The sequence below is a fragment of the Corynebacterium hiratae genome (assembly GCF_009708045.1).
Classification (GTDB): Bacteria; Actinomycetota; Actinomycetes; order Mycobacteriales; family Mycobacteriaceae; genus Corynebacterium; species Corynebacterium hiratae.
Genome location: NZ_VIOG01000005.1, coordinates 168,644 through 189,260 on the forward strand (window position 1 = coordinate 168,644; position 20,617 = coordinate 189,260).

The following is a 20,617-nucleotide window of genomic DNA, read 5'->3' on the forward strand; positions in this document are numbered from 1 at the left end:
CCTTCACGCATCGGACGCTCGATGGAACCCCAGTACGTCAAGCGCCGCCAGCGCGGCATGGCCGTGCTTATTGCCAGCCTTGTCCTCATCATCGGCGGCCTCGGCTACATCGGTTTCCGCCTGTTGGGAGGGGGCAATACCTTGGACTATGAGGGACAAGGCAATGGTGTAACACAGCTCGTTCAGGTCCCGGAAGGCTCATCCATGGGAGAACTGGCACCTGAGCTAGCAGAAAAGAATGTGGTGAAGACGCCTGAGGCTTTCTCTTCGGCGGCCAATTCCAATCCGCGCGCGAGCCAAATCAAGCCCGGGTTTTACCGTCTCCAAGAGGAGATGAGTGCCAAATCCGCCGTGGAGGCACTGCTTGATGACGCCAACATGGTGGACTTGCTCGACGTGCACGGCGGAGCGACGTTGCTGGACGTCAACGTACTGGGGGGCGATGTCCGGTTTGGTATTTACTCCCTGATCTCGCAGGTCTCCTGTAAGGAGGGTGGTTGCGTATCCGCCGAGGAACTAGAGAAGATCGCGGCCACGGTAGACCCAGCCGAACTGGGTGCGCCGGACTGGGCCGTGGAGGAAGTCCGTGCCCGCGGCGAGGATCCCAAGCGTATTGAGGGGCTTATCGCCCCGGGACAGTACGTGCTTGACCCGAACATGGATGCCCAGGAGATCCTGACCGATCTCATCACTCGTTCGACGAAGAAGTACAACGACACCAACATTGTCGACCGCGCCCAGGCCATTGGCCTGAAACCCTATGAGCTTCTGACCGCAGCATCCCTGGTGGAGCGTGAGTCGCCGGCCGGTGAATTCGACAAGGTTGCGCGCGTCATCCTCAACCGCCTCGACGAGCCGATGCGCTTGGAGTTGGACTCCACTGTGAACTACGGGCTCGAGGACGTCGAGCTGGCCACCACCGATGAGGACCGTAACCGCGAGACCCCGTGGAATACCTATGCGAAGGATGGTCTTCCGGATTCCCCGATCGCCTCGCCGTCGGAGGAGGCCATCCAGGCTATGGAGAACCCGGCAGAGGGCAATTGGCTCTTCTTCGTCACGGTTGATGACAAGGGCACGACGGTCTTTACCGACAACTATGATGAGCACCTCGCCAACGTCGATGATGCGGTGCGCTCTGGCATCCTGGACAGCCAGCGCGAAGGCGCCGGCGAGCCACCAGCAGAGGAGCAGTAATAGGATGCCGCGCGCCGCAGTTTTAGGCAGCCCCATCGAGCATTCGTTATCCCCGGTCCTCCATAAGGCCGGCTATGATGCGCTGAATCTGAAGGACTGGGATTACACCAGGTTCGAGGTGACCGACTTGGCTGCCTTCCTCGCCGAGGTAGGGGAAGAGTACCGAGGTTTCTCGGTGACCATGCCATTGAAGTTCGACGCCTTGGCTTGCGCAGACATCGTGAGCGAGCGCGCCAAGCTCATCGGCTCTGCGAATACCTTGGTGCGCACCGCGGAGGGGTGGCGCGCGGACAACACGGATACGGAAGGCGTGCTGGGCGCACTCGATGAGCTGCTGGGCCCCTCTCAGCCCGCGACGGCTTTGCTCATCGGTGCAGGCGGTACCGCGCGGCCGGTCCTGTGGGGACTAGCCCAGCGTGGTGTCACCGATGTCACCGTGCTCAATCGCTCCGACCGCCTCGACGAGCTACGCCCGCTGGGCGACGCTCTTGGCCTCTCCCTCCACTCGGCATCTTTTGGCGAGGATCTCGCGGGGTTAGCGCGTTCGGTGGACCTCATCGTCTCCACTGTTCCCTCCGCCGTAGTGGAAGAGCATCTGACCCAGTTGGCCAAGGCTCCGGTGTTCGACGTTATCTACGATCCCTGGCCCACCCCGTTAACTGTGTATGCGGCTGCTGATGGCTATCCGACCGTCGGCGGGCACATCATGCTGGCCAACCAGGCTTATTCGCAGTTTGAACAATTTACTGGGCACACCGCGCCGCGGGCGGAGATGCTGGCTGCCCTCAACGCTGCGCTCAAGCTGCCTTAATCAACAGCATGCGCGGCAGCACCCCGCACGGTAGGCTGCGCAGTCATGGGGGATGTGCTTTTCCTGGCGTGGGGGTGCGCCTTAATCGTTTATGACCTGCGTTTCAAACGCCTGCCCAACTATCTGACCCTGCCTGCCGCCGTGCTGTCGCTGTGGTGGTTCGACCCAGCCGGGCTGCTATGGCCGGGGCTTTATATTCTGGTTGCATTGCTGAGCCGTGCCGGAAGCGTGGGCGGGGGTGATCTCAAGCTGGCGTTGCCACTGGGCATGGTGACCGCCCATGCGGCGGGAGTACCAGGGGTAGCGTTCGCGATGGTAGGGGCGTCGCTGAGCACGCTGCTCTGGGGATTCATAACGCAGGATCGGAAACCCGCGCACGGCCCCGGCATGATCATTGCCGCAGCACTCGTCGTTCTCTTTAGCCCCGACACGGTGTGATAGGCGGCCCAGTGCCCCCGAAAGAACCCCTAGCGTGTGATAATAGTCCGCATGCTTCGTTGGACTACCGCAGGTGAATCTCACGGCCAGGCACTCGTTGCACTCATCGAGCACATGCCCGCCGGGGTTCCCGTTTCCCAAGACGACATCGCTCTCCAGCTCTCTCGCCGCCGCCTCGGCTATGGCCGCGGTGCCCGCATGAAGTTCGAGGCCGATGAACTCACCTTGCTCAGCGGCATTCGCCACGGCCTGACCCTGGGCAGCCCGATTGCCATCATGATCGGCAACACGGAGTGGCCGAAGTGGACCACCATCATGTCCCCGGACGCGCTCGATCTCGATGACCCGGAGACCGCTAAGGCGATGGCATCTGGCCGCGGCGCCCCGCTTACTCGTCCCCGCCCGGGGCATGCCGATTTCGCCGGCATGGTGAAGTTTGATCACGCGGAGGCCCGTCCCATTTTGGAGCGCTCCTCTGCACGCGAGACCGCTGCTCGCGTCGCCGCGGCCACGGTCGCGCGCAACTTCCTCCGCGAAACCCTGGGAGTCGAGGTGCTGTCCCACGTCATTTCCATCGGTGCCTCAGAACCGTATGAGGGCCCGCATCCTAGCTTCGCGGACCTTGAGGCTATCGACGCTTCACCGGTACGCGCCTGCGATAAGGCGGCGGAAGAGTCCATGATCGCAGAAATCGAAACCGCGAAAAAGCAGGGAGACACTCTGGGCGGCATTGTCGAGGTGATCGTGGAAGGCCTGCCGATTGGCTTGGGCTCGCACACCTCGGGTGAAGACCGCCTCGACGCACAGCTCGCCGCCGCCTTGATGGGGATTCAGGCGATCAAGGGCGTCGAGGTCGGCGATGGCTTCGCTGAGGCCCGCCGCCGCGGGAGCGAAGCGCACGATGAAATGGTCCGCACCGACAATGGCGTGGATCGTGAGACTAACCGCGCTGGTGGTTTGGAAGGCGGCATGACCAACGGCCAGACGCTGCGCGTGCGCGCGGCGATGAAGCCGATTTCCACGGTCCCGCGTGCGCTCAAGACGGTTGACATGGCCACAGGTGGGGCGGCTACCGCTATTCACCAACGTTCCGACGTCTGCGCGGTACCGGCTGCCGGTGTCGTGGCAGAGGCGATGGTGGCGCTCGTTCTCGCGCGTGCGGTGCTGGAGAAATTCGGCGGCGATAGCCTCGCCGAAACCAAGCGCAACATCGCTGCCTACCAGGACTACGTGGCAGGCCGACTGGAGTGGGGTGACGCATGAACTCCCCACACGTCGTCCTTGTAGGACCTCCCGGTGCCGGCAAAACCACGATTGGTCGCCGCCTGTCGCGGGCACTGAATTGCGACGTTGTTGATACCGACAGCCTCATTGAGGCGCGCTATGGAAAGAAGTGCGGCGAGATTTTCTCCGAGCTGGGTGAGCCGGAATTCCGCGAAGTGGAAGCCGAGGTCGTGCGCGATGCGCTGGCTACCACCGGGGTGGTGAGCCTAGGTGGCGGTGCCGTGCTGACAGAATCGACGCGGGACTTGCTCGATAGCCTGACCGTCGTCTACCTCGACATCACACCCGAAGAAGGCGTCACCCGCACGATGGGGGGTACCAACCGCCCGATTCTCGTGTCGGCGGATCCTCTCGCGCGTTATTCGCAGCTCTTGGAGGAGCGACGGCCGCTCTACACCAAGGTTGCAGATTTAAAGGTACGCACAGGCGTGCGCTCCCCGCAGCAGGTGGTGGGCGATATTTTGAGCTTCCTCGAGACTCTCTAAAACATTTGGTGTGCTGCCATTCGCACCCCACGACGACTAATGAAGACGACTACTAGCGCTGCAGAAGGAGCCGCTCACATGCACACCATTCCCGTTAATGGACCATCCCCCTACGAGGTCACGATTGGCAGCGGCCTCAGTGCTGCGATGATTGAGCGCGCCGCGAGCATTGGTGCAGCGAAGGTAGCGATTATCCACCAGCCGCCGCTCGCCGAGGCTGCCCGCAACCTTGCTGAGCAAGCCAGCGCACAGGGCATCGACGCCTGCCCAGTCGAGGTTCCCGATGCCGAGGCTGCCAAGCAGCTTGATGTGTTGGCACGTCTGTGGGATGTGTTCGGTGACGCTGGGTTTAGCCGCCGCGATGCAGTCATCGGCCTCGGTGGCGGAGCCGTCACAGATTTGGCGGGTTTTGCCGCGGCGACGTGGATGCGCGGCATCCCGGTTATTCAGGCTCCGACGACGCTGCTGGCGATGGTTGATGCTGCCGTGGGCGGGAAGACTGGGATCAACACGGCCGCAGGAAAGAACCTCGTTGGGGCGTTCCACGAGCCGGATTCAGTCTTCGTCGATCTGGACCACTTGCGCACGCTGCCCGAAGACGAGATCATCGCTGGCTCTGCAGAAATCATCAAGACTGGCTTCATCCACGATCCACGCATCATCGAGCACTATCTAGCGGACCCCGCCGCATGCCTAAAACCGGAAGGCCTGCTTCCCGAGCTCATCGAGCGGTCCATTGCCGTCAAAGCGCACGTGGTGGGCCAGGACTTGAAGGAGTCTGGTCTGCGCGAAACCCTCAATTACGGCCACACCTTCGGTCACGCCGTGGAGCGCCGCGAGAACTATTCGTGGCGCCACGGCCGTGCGGTGGCGGTGGGCATGATGTTTATTGCGCACCTGTCCCACGCTCGGGGGCTTATCGACGCCACCCTCGTCGCCACCCACCGAGACATCCTCACCCGGATTGGGCTGCCCACCACCTATGAGCAGGGGCACTTCGAGGAGTTGCTCGACGGCATGCGGCACGACAAGAAGAACCGCGAGGGTCGCATCCGCTTCGTCGCGCTCACTGGTATTGGGGAAACAACCCGCCTCGAAGACGCCACAGAGGAGGAGTTGCGCGCAGCTTACGCGCAACTGGCCTCGTAGAGTTTCAGCTGACCCCCTAAAGCTTCAAGGAGTTCGCCATGACCATCCTCGTTCTCAACGGCCCTAACCTGAACCGTTTGGGCAAACGCCAGCCAGAGATTTACGGAAGCGAAAGCCTAGCGGATATCGAAAGCCGCGTGCGCGCCGCGGCGGGGGAGGAAGAGATCGTCTTCTTCCAGTCCAACCATGAGGGCGAACTCATCGAGCAGGTGCATCGAGCCGCCGACGAAGGCTGGCCCGTCATCATCAACCCAGGCGGCTTTACCCACACCTCGGTGGCGCTACGGGATGCCTTGGCCGAGGTAGCCGATGGCGCCGGTTTCGTCGAGGTTCACCTCTCCAACGTGCATGCACGCGAGGCTTTCCGCCAGCACTCGTACCTCAGCCCCATCGCGCGTGGTGTTATCGCAGGGCTGGGCTCCTATGGCTACGTCGCGGCACTGGGGTACTTCCTGGCAAATTAGCTATCATGGAGTATCGCTTGACAATGATTGGAGTGGTTCTCTCATGGCATTAGCCGATACTCGTTATGGCAACCGTCGCCGCAAGCTTATGACCGAGCTGTCCGGCCAGCGTATTGACGCCATTATTGTTACCCACTTGACGCACGTGCGCTACCTGACAGGTTTTTCCGGCTCGAATGGCGGTTTGTTGCTCCGCAAGGATCTCTCCGCGCTCATGGCAACTGATGGCCGCTACACCACCCAGATTGCCCAGGAAGTCCCGGATATCGAAGCCAGCCTTGGCCGCGATGTGGGCCCGCACCTGTTGGAAAAGGTATCCGATGATCTGCGGGTTGGCTACGAGGCGGACTATGTCACTGTCGCACAACTCGAGCGTCTGGAGAAGGCAAAGCCCGAAGGCGTGACGCTGGTACCCGTCACCGGGGTGATTGAGAAGATTCGCCTGGTCAAGGACAACATTGAACTCCAGAAACTGGAAGAAATTGCCGCTTTGGCAAACCAGGCGCTCACCGAGCTCATCGAGGCTGGTGAGGTAGCTGCTGGCCGCACGGAGCGACAGGTCGCTGCTGACCTGGAATACCGCATGCGCATGCTCGGTTCGGAGCGCGTGAGCTTTGACACCATCGTGGCCTCCGGCGAAAACTCCGCTAAGCCGCACCATGGTGCAGATGACCGTGAGCTGCGCAAGGGTGACTTGGTCACGATTGATTTCGGCGCTCACCTGCGCGGTTTTAACTCCGACTGCACACGCACCTTTGTCATCGGTGAGGTCACCGACTTCGCCCGCGAGATCTATGACGTCGTGCTGCGGGCCCAGGAAGCAGGCGTCAAGGCTGCGGTGCCGGGCGCGAAGCTTGTCGACGTCGACGCGGCCTGCCGCGAAATCATTACCGAGGCCGGCTATGGCGAGTACTTCGTCCACTCCACCGGCCACGGCATCGGGCTTGACGTGCACGAAGGCCCCTCCGCAGCAAAGACCGGGAAGGGCGAGTTGGCTGAAGGTATGACGCTGACCATCGAGCCAGGCATTTACGTTCCGGGCAAGGGCGGCGTTCGTATCGAGGACAGCCTTTTCATTACCTCCGGTGCGCCGAAGATCATTACGCCCTACCCGAAGGAACTTCAGGTGCTGTAGCCAGCACCCCTTCGCTCCGCTGGTGCCGTGCGTACGGTATGCTTAGACACTGTTTTCATAGTTTCGACTACAAGTAATTTGGGAGAGTCATTTCATGGCAGATACCACTGATTTCAAGAACGGTCTCGTTCTGAAGATCGACAACAAGCTGCAGCAGATTGTTGAGTTTCAGCATGTGAAGCCGGGCAAGGGCCCAGCTTTCGTGCGTACCAAGCTCAAGGACGTGGTCTCTGGCAAGGTAACGGACAAGACTTTCAACGCTGGCGTGAAGGTGGAGACCGCTAACGTCGACCGCCGCGACATGACCTACCTGTACAACGATGGCCAGAACTACGTGGTCATGGATGATAAGACCTACGAGCAGTACGAGCTGCCATTTGACAAGTTCGGCGACGCCGGCAAGTTCCTTTTGGAAAACATGCGCGTCCAGGTCTCCTTCCACGACGGTGAGGCTCTGTTCGGTGAGCTGCCGATCTCCGTCGACCTGAAGGTGGAGCACACTGAGCCGGGCCTGCAGGGTGACCGCTCCAGCGGCGGCACTAAGCCGGCGACGCTCGAGACCGGTGCTGAGATCCAGGTTCCGTTGTTCATTGAGACCGGTAACACCCTCAAGATCGATACCCGTACTGGCGAGTACCTGTCTCGCGTTAACAACTAAGATGACCCAGCCAGAGCCTAACTATAAGCGTCACACGGCGCGTTACCGTGCGCGCCGCCGAGCCGCAGATATCCTCTTCGAGGCAGAGTCGCGCGATGTTGATCCGGTAGCAATCGTGGAGGACCGCGTCGAGCTTGCCCGCGATCCGGAAAATGGTGTGGCGCCGATCGCTGAGTACACCCGCGAGATCGTCAGCGGCGCAGCTGAAGAGTTGGACGCTATCGATGACGCCATCGCCCGCTACCTTTCCAGCGAATGGTCCCTCGAGCGCATCCCTGCTGTTGACCGCGCGATCATGCGCGTAGCGGTATGGGAAATCCTCTTCAACGCGGATGTTCCCAACGCGACTGCGCTCGTCGAAGGCGTAGAGCTTGCCTCGGAGTACTCCAATGACAAGGCCGCGCCCTACATCCACGCGGTGCTGGATGACGTCATCCAAGCCCAGTCCGCGGATAGCCCGATGGCCTCGGCCTCTGCCGAGGACTCTGAGGAGCCCGCTGAGACTGCGGAAACGGAAAGGGACACCGAATAGAACCCCACCGCTAGCGTTAGCTGTTTCGCTAGCTCTCTTCAGAAAAACTCCGGCCAGCTATCCTTTGTGAACTGGCCGGAGTTTTGTCTTGGACGGGTTCAAATAGAAAACTGCCCTAGTTGACGAAGTTATTGCCAGATCTTGAGTCAGAGGCAATAACTTTGGCAACTAGGGCAGTTGCGGCGGTGGTGCTCCGTGCTATAGCAGCGAAGAGAGAAAATCCTTCGTGCGCTGGTGCTGCGGGTTGTCCAAGACCTGCTCCGGGGTGCCGGTTTCGACGACGCTGCCGCCATCCATGAAAACAATGGTGTCGGCGACCTCCCGGGCAAAGCCCATCTCGTGGGTAACAACGAGCATGGTCATGCCATCGGCGGCAAGCTCCTTCATGACGCGGAGAACCTCACCGACGAGCTCGGGGTCGAGGGCGGAGGTGGGCTCGTCGAAAAGCATCAGCTTCGGGTCCATGGCAACCGCACGGGCAATGGCGACACGCTGCTGCTGACCACCAGACAGTTGCACCGGGTAGGCCTCCGCCTTGTGCGCGAGGCCAACCTTTTCCAGCAGCTCCATGGCCTTCTTCTTGGCTTGCTCTGGGCTCTGCTTCTTTACCTGGACCGGTGCCTCGATGATGTTTTCCAGCACGGTGCGGTGGCTAAACAGGTTGAACTGTTGGAAGACCATGCCGATATCCTGGCGCTGGGCGGCGGCTTCCTTCTCGGAGATCTCATAGAGCACGCCGTTGCGCTCGCGGAAACCGATGAGCTCGCCGTCAATGTAGAGGCGGCCTGCCGTGACCTTCTCTAAGTGATTGCAGCAGCGCAGGAAGGTGGACTTGCCGGAACCGGAGGGACCCAAGAGACAGGTGACCTCGCCGGGCATGACGGTGAGGTCGATTCCTTTAAGAACCTCGAGCTGGCCGAAGGATTTGTGCACATTCTGCGCGGAGATCATGGGGGTGGTCATTAGTTCTTTACCTCCGGGATGACAGAGACGTTGCGGGGGATAGTTCCTTCGGCATCCGCTAGCGCGGCCAGCTGGCGGCCGGTGAGCTCGCGGGTGGCGCCGCGCTCAAAGCGGCGCTCCAGGAAGTATTGGCCCACCATGAGCAGAGAGGTGATGGCCAGGTACCACGTCGCGGCCACCATCAGAAGTGGAATGGGCTCGAAGAGCGCAGCGGAGATATCCGTAGCGCGGCCAAAGATTTCGGCGGTGTAGGGAATGGCAACCACAAGGGAGGAAGTCTTGAGCAGAGAAATGAACTCATTGCCGGTCGGCGGGATGATGATGCGCATGGCCTGCGGCAGCACCGTGCGGCGCATGGTCATCCACCAGCCCATTCCCAGGGCCTTGCTGGCTTCCTTCTGGCCTTCCGGAACGGAGGAGATACCGGAGCGGACAATCTCCGCCATGTATGCGGCCTCGTTCAAGCCCAAGCCCAAAACGGAAAGAAGGAATGCGTTATTGAGAACCTCGGTGAGGGAAATCTCCGCGAATCCTAGGTTGATGGATTGGTAGAGGGCTGAAAGTAGACCCCAGAAGACGAGCTGCACGTAGATTGGCGTGCCACGGAAGAGCCACAGGAAGACCCACGACACGCCACCCAGCACAGGGTTGGGGGACATGCGCATCACCGCGAGGGCAGCGCCGCCCACGACGCCGATGATCATCGCCAGGATCGTAATGGCAATGGTGTGCAGTGCAGCGGTGGCAATCCGAGTATCGAAAAGATACTGGAAATACGTTCCCCATCCGAAAGCCTCGTTGCGTGCCGAGGAGATGATGAACCACACTGCAAGCAGCGCGAGGAGGGTAGCGAAGACCCAGCGCCAAGGGTGGCGCAGTGGGCGGGCTTCGATCTTTTCTGGGGTAGTCGAAGCCGACGACTCCGACGCTGCCGGGAGAGAGGAGTTAGTCATTGATCGGCCTTTCATTAATCATTGCGTGTTCGACGAGGCCCTCGTCGACGCCCCACTTATTGAGTATCTCTGCATAGGCTCCGGTGTCGATGAGGTGTTGGAGTGCCGCGGCCACGGCGGGTCCGAGGTCAGAATCCTTGGGCACGGCGAAGCCGTAGGGTGCCGCGTCGAACATTTCGCCGACCATGGACATACGTCCATCTGAGCGGTTGACAGCCCAGGCAGAAACGGGGGAGTCCGCTGAGAGAGCATCAGCGCGCCCCATAAGTACGGCAAGAGCGGCATTGTCGCTCGTGTCATAGGGAAGAATAGTCAGGTCGCCGTCGCAGGCCTCCTGCTTGGGGCGCAGATCGTCGGTCTCCGATACCGTGGTGCGCTGCACCGCGACGGTGAGGCCACAGGGGTTGGATGGGTCCACCTCATTGGGGCCATCGGTGAGTTTCGCCCACTGAATGCCGGCGTAGAGAATATCGACGAAATCGAAGTTCTCGCGCCGCTCATCGGTATCGGTGAATCCGGAACCGCCGAGATCAATTTGTCCGGCTTGGACCGCCGGTAGAATCATGGAGAAGTCTTGCTCCACCGGCTGAAATTCAAGCCCCAATACTTGGGCGACGGCATTGGCCAAGTCCATCTCTAGGCCGATGATCGAGCCATCGGAATCCTTGAATTCAAAAGGCGCAAAAGGCGGGTTCGTGCCTACTGTAAGGACGCCATCGGCATCCTCGTACATCGCGGCAATCTCGGGAACTTCGTCCACGTTGGGCGCGGACCAGCCTTCCGGCAGCGCCGGCTCCACGTTGGTGACACAGCCGGAGAGGGTTGAGGATGCTAGCAACCCGGCAGCGCCCACGATGGCCGTTTTCTTTCTCATGCTTTAACTCTCTTGGTAGCTAGCGGCTTTGCGCCGGTCCACAACGATGAAAATGGCCACGATAATGCCACCAATCGCGAACATAAGCAGGATCAGTGGTGTGGAGGCGTCTTGGTCAGCGCCCCACGGCCACAACGCACGCAGGGAGCCGAGCATGAAACCAGCCATGGCTGCAAGGGTGATATCGCGGTGATTATCCAGCAGGTAGTTCAACACCTTGACGAAAGCTGCGAGGCCACACACCGCGCCGAGCGCGAAGACACCCACGACGACCATGTTGCGGTCTGAGACCGCACCGATAATCGGCGCGTAGAGGCCCATGGTCAGCAAAATAAGGGAGCCTGAGACACCGGGAAGAACGAGCGCGCACACAGCCACCATGGCCGCTAGGAAAACCACGAGCAGGTTGGGGTCTTCCACTGGGGTGGAGGTGAAGCCGGTGACGAAGAAGATTGCGACGGCGGCGATAACAAGCGCGGCGATGGACGCGGGTGAAACGCGCGACATCATGCTCAGCGGCACGATGATAGACACGGCGACCATGCCGAGGAAGAGCGCGCTGGATAGCGAAACCTGGCCCTCCACAAAGTTATGGAGGATCGTGGAGAAGCCGAAAACGGCGACGAACATGCCGACGGCAACGGAGACGAGGAAGCCCCATTCGACCTTCTTGAAACGGCCGGAGATGAGATCATTGGCGTTATGCAAAGCGCGCTCATAGATGCCGACGATGAGCGCAACGGTGCCGCCGGAGATTCCGGGGACTAACTCGGCCATGCCAATAAGGGCGCCGCGAATGGCGTTGAAAAGATAATGCATAAACCGAAAGTAACCTTGACTGTCTACCCGGTGGGATTGCCGTGCCGGGAAGAGCGGGTGAGCAGATGACTTTTTATTCTCTCACCTCAACGCAGGCTTATGCAAACTATTCAATCAGTAGAAGGATATACGCCTTTTACATCGGCAGGCGCTTGGATACTTCGCCGTAGATCGATCCCAGGATGGCGAAGACAGTGAGGCCGACGAGGCCGTCGAGAAGCACTGCGTAGAAATTATTCAGCTGAGGATCGTTGGAGGAAGCCGTGGACTTGCGCAGTTCTTGATAGTAAGAAGATCCTTCAACCTTGGTGGATATCTGCTTGTCCGCGCTAGATTCGGCGGCAGTAGCAGCGGCGGTGCCGCCTACGGTGAGGGCAATGGCGGTGCTCACAGCGATGATAGTGCGACGCATGGCGACGGGTTCCTTTCCGTTGAAAACGCTAACACCCCACAACAAGCTCTGTTGTGGGGTGGAATTGTGCCCCTGGTGAGACTCGAACTCACACTACACGGGTTTTGAATCCGTTGCCTCTGCCAATTGGGCTACAGGGGCGCACAAGCAACGATACTAGCGCAGCGGACCAATTCGAACCTAATTGCCTGCCTGTGGCCCTCGACGGTGTCATTGAGCGCAACACGTTAGGATGGGCCGGGTGACTACTTCTCAGCCTCGACTCCTGCTCATTGATGGCCACTCCATGGCCTTTCGCGCATTTTATGCACTGCCCGCAGAGAACTTCTCCACCTCGGGCGGTCAGCACACTAATGCGGTGTATGGCTTTCTTTCCATGTTGGCGAACATTCTGACTGAGGAAAAGCCGGACTTTGTCGCGGTGGCCTTCGATGTGGGGCGAAAGACCTTCCGCACGGAGATGTTCCCGGAGTATAAGGCGCAGCGTGAGGCCGCCCCCGAAGAGTTCCGCGGCCAGGTCGAGCTCATCCGTGAGGTTTTGGAGACGCTTGGAATCACTACGCTGTCGCGCGATAACTTCGAAGCTGACGACATCGTGGCGACGTTGTCCACTCAGGCCGGCGCGGATTATGAGACCTTCCTGGTCACTGGTGACCGCGACTATTTGCAGCTTGTCGACGACTCCACGACCGTCCTCTATCCCATGCGCGGAGTCTCCAAGCTGCACCGCTTTACCCCGGAGGCAGTAGAAGAGAAGTATGGCCTCAGCCCCGAGCAATACCCAGATTTCGCAGCCCTGCGCGGGGACCCCTCCGATAACCTGCCGTCTGTCCCGAAGGTGGGGGAGAAGACCGCCACGAAATGGATCACGCAGTACGGCTCTTTGGATGGCCTCATCGAGCACGCCGAGGAGATAAAGGGCGTGGCGGGGCAAAACTTCCGCGATCGCATCGAGCAGGTCGAGCTCAACCGACAGCTCACACAGATGGTGACGGATATGGACCTCGAGGTCGGCCCGGCGGACCTCGGCTTTAAGGGTGCCGTGTCTAGCGAGGTGGCAGCTCGCTTTGATGAATTGGAATTCGGCACGAATCTGCGCGAGCGGGTCCTCAACGCCGTACCGCATGACGCAGCAGCTGAAGCCGCGGCGGCTGAGGAGGCACCAGACGTATCGGTGACCGTGGTAGACACTCCGCTGGCTGAGTGGCTCGAGGACAAAGAACACGTAGCGGTCTTCGTGCAAGGCGACGGAACACCGGGCGCGGGTGATGCCGCCGCACTAGCACTCGTCGATTCCTCCTTCGAGGGACTCCAGATTGAATTGGCGGACCTGGACGCGGCCGATGACGCCGCACTGGCTGCCTGGTTGGAATCGGATGCGCCGAAGTACCTCCACGAGGCAAAGGCGGCATGGCATATGTTGTCCGGCCGGGGAATCGAGCTGCAAGGAATTGCCCACGACACCGCTCTCGCCGCCTATCTCTTGCGGCCGGGCCAGCGCACCTACGCCTTGACGGATGTGTACCAGCGCCATCTGCAGAAGTCCCTTGGGGCCGCCACGGAGCAGCTCTCCCTCTTGGATGACAATCAGCTTGTGGAACAGGCCGGCGCCATCATGGAGCTGGCGGCAGAATTGACGAGTCAACTCCAGGAGATTGATTCCTTCGAGCTGTATACCGACCTCGAGCTGCCTCTGGTGAGCATCCTGGCGCGCATGGAAGCCGCCGGCATCGCAGTGGACCGAGACGTCCTGGAGACGCAGCGCGATGCCTTCATCGAGCAGGTTAACGAGCAAGAGCGCGCTGCCCGCGAGCTCGCTGGTGACGATTCCCTCAACCTGAACTCCCCGAAGCAGCTGCAGGCAGTGCTTTTTGAGACCTTCGATATGCCAAAGACGAAGAAGACCAAGACCGGCTATTCCACCGCGGCCAAGGAAATCGAGCAGCTCGCTGCTACCCACCCGCACCCCTTCTTGGACCACCTGCTGGCGCACCGCGAATATCAGAAGATGAAAACGACGCTGGAGGGGCTCATCAAGACCATCCAGCCGGATGGCCGCATCCACACCACGTTCAACCAGACTGTGACCTCAACGGGCCGGTTGTCCTCCACGGAGCCGAACCTGCAAAACATTCCGGTGCGCACGGAGGCGGGGCGCCAGATCCGCTCGGCCTTCGTGGTGGGGGAAGGCTATGAAACCCTGATTACGGCGGACTACTCGCAGATCGAGATGCGCGTTATGGCGCACTTGTCTGCAGATCCGGGCCTTATCGAGGCCTACCGTGAGGGCGAGGATCTGCACAACTACGTCGGCTCCAAGGTCTTTGACGTTCCGGTGGATGAGGTCACGCCGGAGCTGCGCCGCCGCGTCAAAGCCATGTCCTATGGCCTTGTGTATGGTCTTTCCGCTTATGGTCTGTCGCAGCAGCTAGGTATCCCGGCACGTGAAGCCAAGGAGATCATGGAGAGCTACTTCGAACGCTTCGGTGGCGTGAAGCGCTATCTCGATGAGGTTGTCGTGCAGGCCCGCAAGGATGGCTACACCTCCACGGTCTTCGGGCGCCGCCGCTATCTACCGGAGCTCAACTCCGATAACCGTGTGGCGCGCGAAAACGCCGAGCGCGCGGCCCTCAATGCGCCCATCCAGGGCACAGCGGCAGACATCATCAAGGTCGCCATGATCCGCGTGGACAAGGCCTTGGAAGGCATGGCTTCACGCGTGCTCCTCCAAGTTCACGACGAACTCGTTGTGGAGGTAGCTCCAGGTGAAACCGAGAAAGTCCAGAGCATCCTAGAACGCGAAATGGACAAGGCTATCGAGTTGACCGTGCCCCTCGAGGTTTCCGTGGGGGAGGGGAAGAACTGGGACGCCGCAGCGCACTAGGGAGCGCTTTAGGGATTTAAGTCAAGCCCACCGCGCGCTCGTCCTCGGTGGGCGTGCGGCGCTCCACCAAGCACCCGGCGAGGAGATCGAAGGGAGTTTGTCCCAGCAGTAGGACGCTCAATCCGAGGATGGCCAAAATGGTTGCCTCAACATAGGGGAGTCCTGTCAGTGCAACAAGGGTGAGGAGTAGCCAGCTGTTGCGAATTGCAGCGCTGGCGATTCCGGGACGCTCGGCGATGACCTCCAGCTTCAGCGACCACTTGCCCAGGGAGGTTTGCTTTGTCGCCTCCGCCCACACCCGGTAGACGTAGAAGACGAGGGCGAGGGCGACGATGTCATATATGGCGCCCGCCCTGCCTGTGAGTGCGGCATCGGTGCTGAGGTTGATGAGCCACTTGAGCACCACGATGACGGCGGCGGCGAGGAAAGCGTCGATCCACCACGCCACCGTGCGGCGCAGAAAAATCCCGAGGCGTTCTAAAAGCATGGCTGCCAGCTTAGTTCGCTGCGGCCGGCAAACTCCGCAACAGGGTGGGCGGTGCCGGCCTAGCGCGCTTCGCAGACGAAGATGGCGGTACCGGGGAAAATGGCTCCCCTTTCAGGAGACCACTGGCCCCAAGTGATGTCGAGGCCCTCTGGCCACTCGGGCTCGATGAGGTTGTAAATTTCAAATGAACCACGCACCTGGAGCGCTCGCACCCAATCGCCCATCGTGCGGTGAAACTCAGCATAGGTGAGCTCGCCGTTGGCATCCTGCTCGAGGTAGGCGCGCTCGAAATAGGACAGCTGTGCAGTGAGGTCCTGTGGATCATCGGGGAAGACCCAACGCATGGGGTGTGGCACAGAAAAGACGAAGCGGCCACGAGGGCGCAGAACGCGGTGAACTTCGTACAGTGCCTGGTCAAGGTCGGCTACGAAGGGAAGGGCCCCGAAGGCAGAAAAAGCGATGTCAAAGACTTTATCGCGATAGGGAAGCGCCAGGGCATCTGCTTGAACGAGCGGTAGGCCAGTCTCGGCATGGGAGAGCATTCCAGGCGAGAGATCGAAGCCCGTCGCAAAGCGCGCGCGTCCTTGCAACCACTGCGTACACGGCGCGGAGCCGCAGCCGAGCTCGAGGACGGTAGCGGAGGAGACGTCGCCAAGCAGCTGCGCTTCAGCCTCATGCAGCATTTCCGGACACCAGTAGAAAGAGGATAGATACTCGGGATGATCTGCGTGGTAGGAGTCGGCGTCATCATCCCAGAAATTACGATTGGCTGCGGATGCAGAAAACGATGCTGAAGACATTGTTCCTCCCCCAATTTCTTTTTCGTGTCGTATTTGCCGTTTTAGCTGCGAGGATGTAGGGTTGTACGGGCGTGTCTATGACTCGGGACGCGCTGGGCTACTGTAGGAGAGCTTGGCACGGCTGCGAGTCGGGATTGAAATCCATCTTAAGTCTTGCGTATGTGCGCTGCTTAATGACGCTTTTCAAGAGACGCGTAACTGTCCAATTACGATCTCCTACGTTTATTCGGAGCATAACTACATGCCAACTTCTAACACCCCTCAGGTTGCGATCAACGACATCGGAACCGCAGAGGACTTCCTCGCAGCTGTCGACGCCACCATCAAGTACTTCAACGATGGTGACATCGTCGAGGGCACCGTGGTCAAGGTTGACCACGACGAGGTCCTGCTCGACATCGGTTACAAGACCGAAGGCGTCATCCCGTCCCGCGAGCTCTCCATCAAGCACGACGTCAACCCGGATGAGGTTGTCGAGGTCGGCGACGAGATCGACGCTCTTGTTCTCACCAAGGAGGACAAGGAAGGCCGTCTGATCCTGTCCAAGAAGCGCGCACAGTACGAGCGCGCTTGGGGCGCCGTCGAAGAGCTGCACGCCAAGGAAGAGCCGGTTACCGGTACCGTCATCGAGGTTGTCAAGGGTGGTCTCATCCTGGACATCGGCCTCCGTGGCTTCCTCCCGGCTTCCCTCGTTGAGATGCGTCGCGTTCGCGACCTGGAGCCGTACATCGGCCAGGAGCTCGAGGCCAAGATCATCGAGCTGGACAAGCAGCGCAACAACGTTGTCCTGTCTCGCCGCGCATACCTCGAGCAGACCCAGTCCGAGGTCCGCTCCGAGTTCCTGCACCAGCTGCAGAAGGGCCAGGTCCGCAAGGGCGTTGTCTCCTCCATCGTCAACTTCGGCGCCTTCGTCGATCTCGGCGGTGTCGACGGCCTGGTTCACGTTTCCGAGCTGTCCTGGAAGCACATCGACCACCCGTCCGAGGTTGTCACCGTGGGCGACGAGGTCACCGTCGAGGTCCTCGACGTCGACCTGGACCGCGAGCGCGTGTCCCTGTCCCTGAAGGCAACCCAGGAGGATCCGTGGCGCGTCTTCGCCCGCACTCACGCTGTGGGCCAGATCGTCCCGGGCAAGGTCACCAAGCTCGTCCCGTTCGGCGCCTTCGTTCGCGTCGAGGAGGGCATCGAGGGCCTCGTCCACATCTCCGAGCTGGCTCAGCGCCACGTGGAGGTTCCGGACCAGGTTGTCAACGTTGGCCAGGAAGTCATGGTCAAGGTCATCGACATCGACCTCGAGCGTCGCCGCATCTCCCTGTCCGTTAAGCAGGCAGACGAGGACTACACCGACGAGTTCGATCCGTCCAAGTACGGCATGGCTGACTCCTACGACGAGCAGGGCAACTACGTGTTCCCGGAGGGCTTCGACCCGGAGACCAACGAGTGGCTCGAGGGCTACGACGAGCAGCGTCAGGCTTGGGAGGCTCGCTACGCCGAGTCCGAGCGTCGCTTCAACCTGCACACCGCTCAGATCGAGCGCAACCGTGCTGCAGCTGCTGAGGCCGCCGAGTCCGCTGCTAACTCCAACTACTCTTCTGAGTCCCAGGATGCAGCTCCGGCATCCGATTCTCAGGCAGAGGTTGGCGGCTCCCTCGCATCCGACGAGCAGCTCGCTGCTCTGCGCGACAAGCTCGCTGGCAACTAAGGACATTGCTTCTTAGGAAAGGCCGTCTTTCCCCGCTGGGGGAGAGGCGGCCTTTCGCGTATCCTAAGCCGGTATGAAACTGATTGGACTTACCGGCGGAATCGGCAGCGGAAAATCGACCGTAGCGAAACTCCTCGTGCAGGAAGGCTGGGTACTGGTGGATGCAGACCGCATCGCCCGTGACATCGTTGAACCGGGTCAGCCGGCACTCACTGAACTGGCGGAGGCCTTCGGACAGGACATTCTGCTCCCCGATGGGAGTCTTGACCGCGGGCTCTTGGCCTCCCGTGCTTTCGCCAGCCGCGAGAAAACCGATCTCCTTAATTCCATTACCCACCCGCGGATTCAGGAGGAAACCCAAGCACGCTTCGAGGCAGCGCGCCAAGGCGGTGCCGAGTTCGTGGTTTATGACATGCCGCTCCTCGTCGATAAAGGGCTCCACAGAGACATGGATGCCACCATCGTCGTCGACGTCGACGCAGAGGAGCGAGTGCGCCGACTTGTCGAGTACCGCGGCCTGGAGGAAAGCGATGCGCGCCGACGGATAGCCGCGCAGATCCCGGATGATGTGCGCCGCGCCGCCGCCGACTTCGTCATTGATAACAACGGCCCCCGCGAAGCGCTCGATGGGCAGGTCGCGGGGGTCGTCGAGAAGCTGCGTGCACTCCTAGGCTCACCCGATAGCTAAGAATCTCTTTCTAACTATCGCGTTGCTACGACGTCTGAGACGGCGATGTGGTCATTGTTTTCCATGTCTTCACCCACAAAATCGAGGTCCGTGCGCATAAGCATGGTGTTGTAGTCGCGCCACGACGTTAGCGTGTAATACAGGTGCTGATCATCCTGGTTTGGCAGCACGAAGGGCGCGTAGGTGTCGTTGAGAGGTTGGCCGCTGACGACCTTTGTGGTCTCGGCGCTGACTAGCATGCGGCGTGGCGACCACGGTCCCTCCGGACTATCCGCAGTGCGCATGACGATGCCTTCACCTTCCACCCCGTACATGGTGACGAACTTGCCCAAGTACTGGTTGTAGGCGACGGAGAGCTCTGAGACCTTACCGTCAAGCACTTCGCTAGCTTGTGCGGGGTCCTTTACCCAGGAGCCATCAGAGTAGTAGCTGAAGGCACGTTCGTTGGGGAATTCCGACTTTGGTGCGCGCGATAGGTAAGCGGGGCCGCGGCGGCCGTTGCCCGTGGTGAAGCGGTAGACATAGTCCCCGTGCTCGATGTAGGCCGATTGCTGTAGTTTCTCAAAACCGGCGCGATAGTTGGCCCCGCCAGGGATGGGCGCGTTCGCACCGTGGCTAGCGTTGGTGCGTGTGGCCTCCGGAACCGCGCGCCACGTGACTCCGCCATCGGTGGACTTCACCGTCGCGGCATAGTTGGTGGACCAGCCTGTGTTCGGGTCGTGCCACGAGCGCACGGACATGTAGTCAACGTAATGCACGCCGTCAACAACGATGCCCGCGGTGGGGATCGTGGTGCGCTCACCGTTGGTATCGGCATCCCCAACCTTTTGTGAAGGAATGAACTCCTTTGCCCGGCCATTGTCGGACCAGCCGCCAGTAGTCAGTGCCTCCTCGAGACGTAGGCCGTCGCCATAATCGTGGTCCGTCGTGCGCAACAGGAGGTTAGAACGCCAACCATCGCCCTGGCCGACGCAGTCCATGGAGTCACCGAAGACGTAGTAGGAATTACCTGCGTCATCAGAGTAGGCGATGCCCAGATCGGTCCCGGAGATGCCAAACTTTTGATCCGTGCGGTTGGGTGAACCGGAACCGGTGATCAGCTGCATGATCTGGGTGGGCCCGCCAGTGATTTGGCGCTGGTTATAGTTGCTGCGCTGCCCATTCGCAGACTCTCCCGGCTTTCCCGAACGGGAGGAGCTGCCGAAGAGCGCATCGAGCCCACCGAGAGAGGATCCACCGGCTGGACCGGAAGCCTTCGGAGTGGAGGTAAAGCTACCAGACTTCGAGTAGGGCGTACACGGCGCGGCGAAGGCCGAGGGTGTCTGGGTTAGTACGGCGAGGGGGAGCAGCCCGGCAATCGTCAGGGTGCTGGCAAGGGAACGGAACTTCATGCCAGCCGATTCTAAAGGAAGGCGGGAACTTTTAAAGGATATGGCGGATAAAATTTACCTGCTGCTCTCATCCCGTTCATGTCTGCGGTTTATTCTCCCCCTTCATGGGAACCTGGGACGTTGGGCCTTTTGATAATCATGCCGCGTGCGAAGTGCTCGCGGATATTCGTGACGGTTCCTTCGACCTCGATGCATTCAAAAAGAGCTGCGTGGATTCGCCCATTGATATCGACGACGCCGAGATTGTCATCGCCTTGGGAGCGCTGGCCACGGCGCCGGCCGACAAGCTGCCTCCGGGGATCAGCGCTGACGCTGTCAAGGCGCTGCGCACACCGCAGACTCGGGCGTGGTTGCGCAAGCGGATCAACACGGCGATGGAGCCGGACAAATCCGCAATCTATGCGCTCTGGGAGACCACCGGTGAGCTTGAGCTGTGGCTGCGCACCACGCGTGCGGCGCTGCCCTAAGCCGCTGTCCTAGCAGGTTTCGTC

At 60.5% G+C, this 20,617-nt stretch carries 22 protein-coding genes and 1 tRNA gene; 14 read left to right on the forward strand and 9 right to left on the reverse strand.

Going from position 1 to position 20,617, the window contains the following annotated elements; all coding sequences use genetic code 11:
• Positions 1-21: 21 nt before the first annotated feature.
• From mltG to nusB, 10 genes are all read left to right on the forward strand, one after another.
• Positions 22-1,197, forward strand: coding sequence for an endolytic transglycosylase MltG (gene mltG, locus FME68_RS06065; protein ID WP_070513327.1), 1,176 nt, complete (start codon positions 22-24; stop codon positions 1,195-1,197).
• Positions 1,198-1,201: 4 nt separating this feature from the next.
• The gene (locus FME68_RS06070; RefSeq protein ID WP_070513252.1) at positions 1,202-2,008 is read left to right on the forward strand and encodes a shikimate dehydrogenase; all 807 of its coding nucleotides are present in this window, start codon (positions 1,202-1,204) and stop codon (positions 2,006-2,008) included.
• Between the two features lie 45 nt (positions 2,009-2,053).
• A complete protein-coding gene (locus tag FME68_RS06075) occupies positions 2,054-2,446 on the forward strand; it encodes a prepilin peptidase (RefSeq protein WP_070513254.1) in 393 nt (130 codons plus the stop codon).
• 51 nt (positions 2,447-2,497) lie between these two features.
• Positions 2,498-3,709, forward strand: coding sequence for a chorismate synthase (gene aroC / locus FME68_RS06080; protein ID WP_070513255.1), 1,212 nt, complete (start codon positions 2,498-2,500; stop codon positions 3,707-3,709).
• On the forward strand, positions 3,706-4,215 hold the full coding sequence (locus tag FME68_RS06085) for a shikimate kinase (RefSeq protein WP_158396613.1): 510 nt from the start codon (positions 3,706-3,708) through the stop codon (positions 4,213-4,215). Before aroC ends, FME68_RS06085 begins: the two co-directional genes overlap by 4 nt.
• A gap of 78 nt (positions 4,216-4,293) precedes the next feature.
• Entirely contained in the window at positions 4,294-5,364 is a 1,071-nt protein-coding gene (gene aroB / locus FME68_RS06090; RefSeq protein WP_046648553.1) for a 3-dehydroquinate synthase, read from the forward strand.
• 38 nt (positions 5,365-5,402) lie between these two features.
• Positions 5,403-5,828: a type II 3-dehydroquinate dehydratase gene (aroQ, locus tag FME68_RS06095; RefSeq protein WP_158396615.1), complete on the forward strand. Its 426-nt coding sequence runs from the start codon at positions 5,403-5,405 to the stop codon at positions 5,826-5,828.
• A gap of 43 nt (positions 5,829-5,871) precedes the next feature.
• Entirely contained in the window at positions 5,872-6,963 is a 1,092-nt protein-coding gene (locus tag FME68_RS06100; protein WP_158396617.1) for a M24 family metallopeptidase, read from the forward strand.
• A gap of 94 nt (positions 6,964-7,057) precedes the next feature.
• Positions 7,058-7,621 (forward strand): elongation factor P, encoded by a 564-nt coding sequence (gene efp, locus FME68_RS06105; RefSeq protein ID WP_046648551.1) that lies wholly within the window; start codon positions 7,058-7,060, stop codon positions 7,619-7,621.
• A 1-nt stretch (position 7,622) separates the two neighbouring features.
• Positions 7,623-8,153 carry a transcription antitermination factor NusB gene (nusB, locus tag FME68_RS06110; RefSeq protein ID WP_046648550.1) on the forward strand — a complete coding sequence of 177 codons (531 nt, stop codon included), beginning with the start codon at positions 7,623-7,625 and terminating at the stop codon, positions 8,151-8,153.
• Between the two features lie 198 nt (positions 8,154-8,351).
• On the opposite strand, the gene FME68_RS06115 is transcribed toward nusB, so the two are convergent.
• The 6 genes from FME68_RS06115 to FME68_RS06140 form a co-directional block, all read right to left on the reverse strand.
• Positions 8,352-9,116, reverse strand: a complete 765-nt coding sequence (locus FME68_RS06115; RefSeq protein ID WP_049154586.1) for an amino acid ABC transporter ATP-binding protein — start codon at positions 9,114-9,116, stop codon at positions 8,352-8,354.
• The gene (locus FME68_RS06120; protein ID WP_046648548.1) at positions 9,116-10,069 is read right to left on the reverse strand and encodes an amino acid ABC transporter permease; all 954 of its coding nucleotides are present in this window, start codon (positions 10,067-10,069) and stop codon (positions 9,116-9,118) included. Before FME68_RS06120 ends, FME68_RS06115 begins: the two co-directional genes overlap by 1 nt.
• Positions 10,062-10,943, reverse strand: a complete 882-nt coding sequence (locus FME68_RS06125) for an ABC transporter substrate-binding protein (RefSeq protein ID WP_158396619.1) — start codon at positions 10,941-10,943, stop codon at positions 10,062-10,064. Before FME68_RS06125 ends, FME68_RS06120 begins: the two co-directional genes overlap by 8 nt.
• Positions 10,944-10,946: 3 nt before the next feature.
• Positions 10,947-11,762: a DUF368 domain-containing protein gene (locus FME68_RS06130; RefSeq protein ID WP_158396621.1), complete on the reverse strand. Its 816-nt coding sequence runs from the start codon at positions 11,760-11,762 to the stop codon at positions 10,947-10,949.
• 136 nt (positions 11,763-11,898) lie between these two features.
• Entirely contained in the window at positions 11,899-12,174 is a 276-nt protein-coding gene (locus FME68_RS06135; protein WP_046648545.1) for a hypothetical protein, read from the reverse strand.
• A gap of 67 nt (positions 12,175-12,241) precedes the next feature.
• A tRNA-Leu gene (locus FME68_RS06140) sits at positions 12,242-12,315 on the reverse strand.
• A 91-nt stretch (positions 12,316-12,406) separates the two neighbouring features.
• Here FME68_RS06140 and polA point away from each other — a divergent pair.
• The gene (gene polA / locus FME68_RS06145) at positions 12,407-15,058 is read left to right on the forward strand and encodes a DNA polymerase I (protein WP_158396623.1); all 2,652 of its coding nucleotides are present in this window, start codon (positions 12,407-12,409) and stop codon (positions 15,056-15,058) included.
• A 16-nt stretch (positions 15,059-15,074) separates the two neighbouring features.
• On the opposite strand, the gene FME68_RS06150 is transcribed toward polA, so the two are convergent.
• Both FME68_RS06150 and FME68_RS06155 read right to left on the reverse strand, forming a co-directional pair.
• Positions 15,075-15,545 (reverse strand): RDD family protein, encoded by a 471-nt coding sequence (locus tag FME68_RS06150; RefSeq protein ID WP_102234420.1) that lies wholly within the window; start codon positions 15,543-15,545, stop codon positions 15,075-15,077.
• 59 nt (positions 15,546-15,604) lie between these two features.
• A complete protein-coding gene (locus FME68_RS06155; RefSeq protein ID WP_070516962.1) occupies positions 15,605-16,345 on the reverse strand; it encodes a class I SAM-dependent DNA methyltransferase in 741 nt (246 codons plus the stop codon).
• A 241-nt stretch (positions 16,346-16,586) separates the two neighbouring features.
• Between FME68_RS06155 and rpsA the strand changes: the two genes are divergently transcribed.
• Positions 16,587-18,047 (forward strand): 30S ribosomal protein S1, encoded by a 1,461-nt coding sequence (gene rpsA / locus FME68_RS06160; protein ID WP_010190105.1) that lies wholly within the window; start codon positions 16,587-16,589, stop codon positions 18,045-18,047.
• 73 nt (positions 18,048-18,120) lie between these two features.
• A complete protein-coding gene (gene coaE, locus FME68_RS06165; protein WP_158396625.1) occupies positions 18,121-18,735 on the forward strand; it encodes a dephospho-CoA kinase in 615 nt (204 codons plus the stop codon).
• Positions 18,736-18,749: 14 nt separating this feature from the next.
• On the opposite strand, the gene FME68_RS06170 is transcribed toward coaE, so the two are convergent.
• On the reverse strand, positions 18,750-20,126 hold the full coding sequence (locus tag FME68_RS06170) for a glycoside hydrolase family 183 protein (RefSeq protein WP_158396627.1): 1,377 nt from the start codon (positions 20,124-20,126) through the stop codon (positions 18,750-18,752).
• Positions 20,127-20,230: 104 nt separating this feature from the next.
• Between FME68_RS06170 and FME68_RS06175 the strand changes: the two genes are divergently transcribed.
• The gene (locus tag FME68_RS06175) at positions 20,231-20,593 is read left to right on the forward strand and encodes a DUF4259 domain-containing protein (RefSeq protein ID WP_046648539.1); all 363 of its coding nucleotides are present in this window, start codon (positions 20,231-20,233) and stop codon (positions 20,591-20,593) included.
• Positions 20,594-20,617 lie beyond the last annotated feature (24 nt).